A 4,881-nucleotide genomic window follows, 5' to 3' on the forward strand; every position below is an offset into this window, starting at 1 on the left:
CTTTCCGCAACTTTTTACCAGGGCTTGATTTTTTGCTTACTTCTTATCAAGAAAAAAGTAAGATAAAAAAAACTTATAATCAAATAAAAATAATTAAAAATTCCTTAAGTTGACGCCATTGGGTGAACGGAAACTAATATTTTCTGTTACTATTCCTTAGCGGCATCCTCTTGATTGACAGTCAATTCTTCTTTTTTAGGCTGATCTTGAATAATATAGATCGTAGATGTTACCCATTGTTCTGTTCTTTGACTACCCTTGCCTGTTTGACCTATTTTAATTTTTAATTGGTAAGAACCAGCTTGTAAGGTCGAATCAGCAGTGAGTATGATAGGGAGGCCAGAAGATGGTATAGGCTTATTGTTAAATATCTCTAACCCAAATTTTTTGGTATAGTATATAGCTTTACTTAGTCTATTTTGACTTACTGAAATAGACTTAACACTATAGCCTTCTGTGTTACCGGTTGCTTGTAGCAAGCTAGGTTGCTGGGTACCTGCTTGCATTGTAATATCCTGTAAGCTAAAACTGGGTTGAGTCGGTGTAGTATGACCTTGGGTCAGATCGGCCTCTTTATTTTTAGCAGTATCTGGCTCATTTTCTATGATTGAACCCATATGGTGTATTGTTTCACTCTGTAATCCTGGTATGTTTTGTGTTTTACTAGGTGTATGAGATGATTTATTTTGTTTTTCAATTTTTGATGTATCTTGAACTTTTTCTTCATCTTTGATAACATAAATCATACATGTTACCCATTGTTCTGTATTTTTACTATTTTTTCCTATTTTCCCTATTTTAATTTTTAGCTCATAAACACCAGCTTTTAGAGTTGAGTCGGTAGTTAGCGTAATAGGTAAACCAGAAGTTGGGATAGGTTGATTATTAAACCGCTCTACCCCAAATTGTTTTGTATAGTAAATACGATTTTGGCTTACTGAAATAGATTTAATGTTATACCCTGCTGTTACGCCAGCTACTTCTAACATATGGGATTGCTTTTCTCCTATATGTATGGTAATGTCTTTTAAGGTAAAACTTGGCTGAATATTTTCTGCCAATTGGCCCATCGAGCTTTCATCCTGATGAGGCTCTTCCATTTTTAGAGAATCATTACTTGAGTTGGCAAGATTGCCTTGAGGATTTATTTCAGCCCATTTTTGAATAGTTGCCGGTTCATTAGAAGCAATAGGAGTATGCTGTGTAGGGCAGGATTTTTTTTCTGTTGCTTCAAGAACAGGATTAGTCTTCTTACAAGCTTCTGCGTTTTTACATTGACACGATATACTATCTACAACAAGTAGCAGAGCTGCAAAACCCCCATATATGACTAAAGAGTTATTGAAAATAGTAGCCATAGCAGCATTATTTTTTAACAGCGTTGCGTTCGAAACGCTACTTTTAGTAATCTATACATCGATCCGTTGGCCAAATTGCATCTATTAGATTGGGATCTTGCACTGCATCTTTCCTGCAAAGCTATCAGCATAAATAAAGTTAACAACCATGCTAAACTTAGCTTGAGTAATATGTTTTTTACTATTTTAACTTACATAAAATAATTTGGTTAAACAATTTTATGCTCCACTCCTCTTAAGAGAATGCATCAGCATAAGTGGATTATAAGCGCATTCTATTGTGATTCTTTTTAAGATTAACTACCTTAGGATAGTTTATTTTTTGATTACATGAAAGATTTTATAGCCAGCTTAACCTGGCGTGGTATGATCCATGATATGGTTCCAGGTATAGTCCAGCATCTGGCTAAAGGTATGACTACCGGATATGTTGGTTTTGACCCTTCTGCCCCTTCTTTACATTTGGGCAATTTGGTGACTATTATGCTATTAAAGCACTTCCAAGAAGCAGGGCACCAACCTATTGCACTAGTAGGTGGTGCTACGGGCATGATTGGAGATCCCTCTGGACGTAGCCAAGAGCGTACCTTTTTAACGGAAGAAGTATTGCGTTACAATGAGGCCTCTATTGCCAAGCAATTAGAAAAGTTTTTAGATTTTTCTACTGGTCCAAACAAGGCTCTCTTGTTAAATAATTTTGATTGGTTTAAAGATTTCTCGTTTCTAGGTTTTTTGCGTGAGGTAGGTAAACATATACCTATTGGCTATATGATGGCTAAAGATAGCGTAAAACAACGCATAGAAACCGGTATTTCTTATACCGAATTTGCTTATCAACTATTACAAGGATATGATTTTTATTATCTCTATCTACATAAAAATGTAACCCTACAAATGGGGGGATCTGATCAATGGGGTAATTTAACCACCGGTGTAGAGCTTATTCATAAAAAGTCACAATATCAAGCATTTGCACTAACTGCTCCTCTGCTTACGCGTTCGGATGGCACAAAGTTTGGCAAGACAACTGCTGGCAAAAATATATGGCTAGATCCAGCCCAAACCTCTCCTTATGAAATGTATCAGTTTTTATTGAATGCTACAGATCATGAAGCAGAAAAATTGATTAAAATTTTTGCTTGTTGTAAACAAGAGGAGGTAGAAGCCATGATCTTGGCTCATCAGGCTAAGCCTGAAACAAGGCTATTACAGCAAACCTTAGCCAAGATGGTAACCACCATGGTTCATTCAGAAGAGTCCTGTAACCAAGCCATAGTCTGCAGCACTATTCTTTTTGGTCATACTGCTTCAGCAGATGCGCTCTATGCCCTAAGCGAAGATGCGTTATTAAATGTTTGTGCCACTATACCTAAGGTGACTATTACAAGAACTGCCTTAAGTGACGTAGACTCCATCGTTTCTTTATTATCTGTTGCTACAAATAATATAATTATGCCTTCTAAATCAGAAGCAAGACGCATAATAGCCTCAGCTGGTATCAAGGTAAATAAGGTATTGTTAAGAGATCCTTACCAAAAACCTGATTTTACTTTGTTACATGATCGTTATCTATTGATACAAAAAGGGAAAAAAAATTATTACCTTATTGTTGTGGAATAAGTTTTTTTCTGAGCAATGCTTATGATCAGCAGCAGTAGTGTTTCTCTCCAAGGCTCATATTTTTTTATAAAAAATGGTCACTAAATCTTTCAGCAGTGCCGTATATGGTGTAAATGCTTTTATTATATCCATAGAAGTAAGCATTGTGAATGGAACCAGCCTATTTATGGTAGGGTTGCCAGATAGTGCCATTAAAGAGAGTCAACACCGCATAGAATCGGTATTAAAGCAGATTAAATGTACCATGCCTCGCCAGCGTGTCATTGTAAACCTTGCACCAGCCGATATACGCAAGGAAGGCGCCTCTTATGACTTACCCATTGCTTTATCTATTTTACATGCCTCAGAACAATATAACTTATCTCGATTAGCCAACTATATCGTTATGGGTGAATTGGCACTAGATGGCGTGCTCAGGCCGGTAAAAGGGGTATTGCCGATTGCTATTGAAGCGCATAAAAATGGATTTCAGGGTATCATTGTGCCAGAAAAGAATGGGCCAGAGGGTGGGATTGTAAGTAAAATAGAGGTCATTGCCGTGAACCATATTACAGAAGCAATTGCATTCTTGGCAGGAGAACGCACCATTCACCCTGTAGAAGTAGACACACGTAAACTTTTTGAAGCGCAGTCAGATGCTTATGCAGTGGATTTTGCAGATGTCCAAGGACAAGAAAATATCAAAAGAGCCTTGGAAATTGCAGCAGCTGGTGGCCACAATGTTATTATGATTGGGCCTCCTGGAGCAGGTAAAACGATGTTGGCTAAGCGTTTGCCCTCTATTTTGCCTCCTTTTACTTTAGCTGAAACACTAGAAACCACTAAGATCTATTCTGTAACAGGCCGCATGGATAGTAGTTATGGCTTATTGTCGACAAGACCTTTTCGCGCACCTCATCATACGATTAGCGATGTAGCATTAGTAGGAGGGGGGACCTTTCCGCAACCGGGTGAAATTTCTTTGGCCCATCATGGGATTCTTTTTTTAGATGAATTACCAGAGTTTAAACGGAGCGTATTGGAAGTCATGCGCCAACCTTTAGAAGATGGAAAAGTAGTGATTGCAAGGGCTAAGTTTTCTATTGAGTTCCCTGCTAACTTTATGCTTATTGCAAGTATGAATCCTTGTCCTTGTGGCTATTACAACCATCCTGCAAAAGAATGTGTTTGTAGTACGGTTAGTGTACAACGCTATCTCAATAAGGTGAGCGGACCATTATTAGATAGAATAGATCTCCATGTAGAAGTAGTACCTGTACTCTTTGAAGAGCTGACTGCTTCGAAAAGAAATGAAGCCAGTCAGCTGATTCGAGCACGTGTCGTTGAAGCAAGAAAAATACAGGCAAAACGTTTTCAAGGTCATGTACAACTCTATACCAATGCCCGAATGTCCTCTACCATGACTAAAGTGTTTTGTCCTATTTCAAAGGCCGGACAAAAGCTATTGCAGATAGCTATGGAAAGGTTAGGACTCTCGGCAAGGGCCTACGAAAGAATTTTAAAAGTAGCCAGAACAATTGCTGATTTGGCAGGAAGTGAAAATATATCGGAGCTGCACTTAGCAGAAGCTATTCAATACCGTAGCTTAGACCGAGAGGGATGGGGTAATTAAAATGAATTGTTAACTACATTTTTTGTTAGCTGTTCCTGACACTGTTAAAAAATGAATTTTTTAAAGCTACTTTTTGCTTGATCAAAAAGTAGCCAAACAATCAAGCGCTAATGAAAAAAGTTACTGCAAGCTTCGTTTACAGCTGGAAAAACAGGAGCCTACCTGCAATTCATCCCGGCAACTGTTTTTCTTTTCATCTGTAAACTGCGCTTTCTGATCGCACTTTTTTCAAAGGGCGCGTTTTTTTCCTAGTATAAGCCATAGTGGTGAACGGAAACGAAAAAACTGGTA

The 4,881-nt window shown here is 38.0% G+C and carries 3 protein-coding genes; 2 read left to right on the forward strand and 1 reads right to left on the reverse strand.

Translation table 11 applies throughout. The annotated features are described in order from the left end of the window. Positions 1-149 precede the first annotated feature (149 nt). Entirely contained in the window at positions 150-1,358 is a 1,209-nt protein-coding gene (locus tag MUW73_RS03115; protein ID WP_243018736.1) for a hypothetical protein, read from the reverse strand. A gap of 330 nt (positions 1,359-1,688) precedes the next feature. Here MUW73_RS03115 and tyrS point away from each other — a divergent pair, with 330 nt between their 5' ends. Together tyrS and MUW73_RS03125 are read left to right on the forward strand one after the other, a co-directional pair. Further along, entirely contained in the window at positions 1,689-2,978 is a 1,290-nt protein-coding gene (gene tyrS / locus MUW73_RS03120) for a tyrosine--tRNA ligase (protein ID WP_243575247.1), read from the forward strand. 73 nt (positions 2,979-3,051) lie between these two features. Beyond that, a complete protein-coding gene (locus MUW73_RS03125) occupies positions 3,052-4,590 on the forward strand; it encodes a YifB family Mg chelatase-like AAA ATPase (RefSeq protein ID WP_243018738.1) in 1,539 nt (512 codons plus the stop codon). The last annotated feature ends 291 nt before the right edge of the window (positions 4,591-4,881 follow it).

It is taken from the genome of Candidatus Cardinium sp. cByotN1 (genome assembly GCF_022810525.1).
Classification (GTDB): Bacteria; Bacteroidota; Bacteroidia; order Cytophagales; family Amoebophilaceae; genus Cardinium.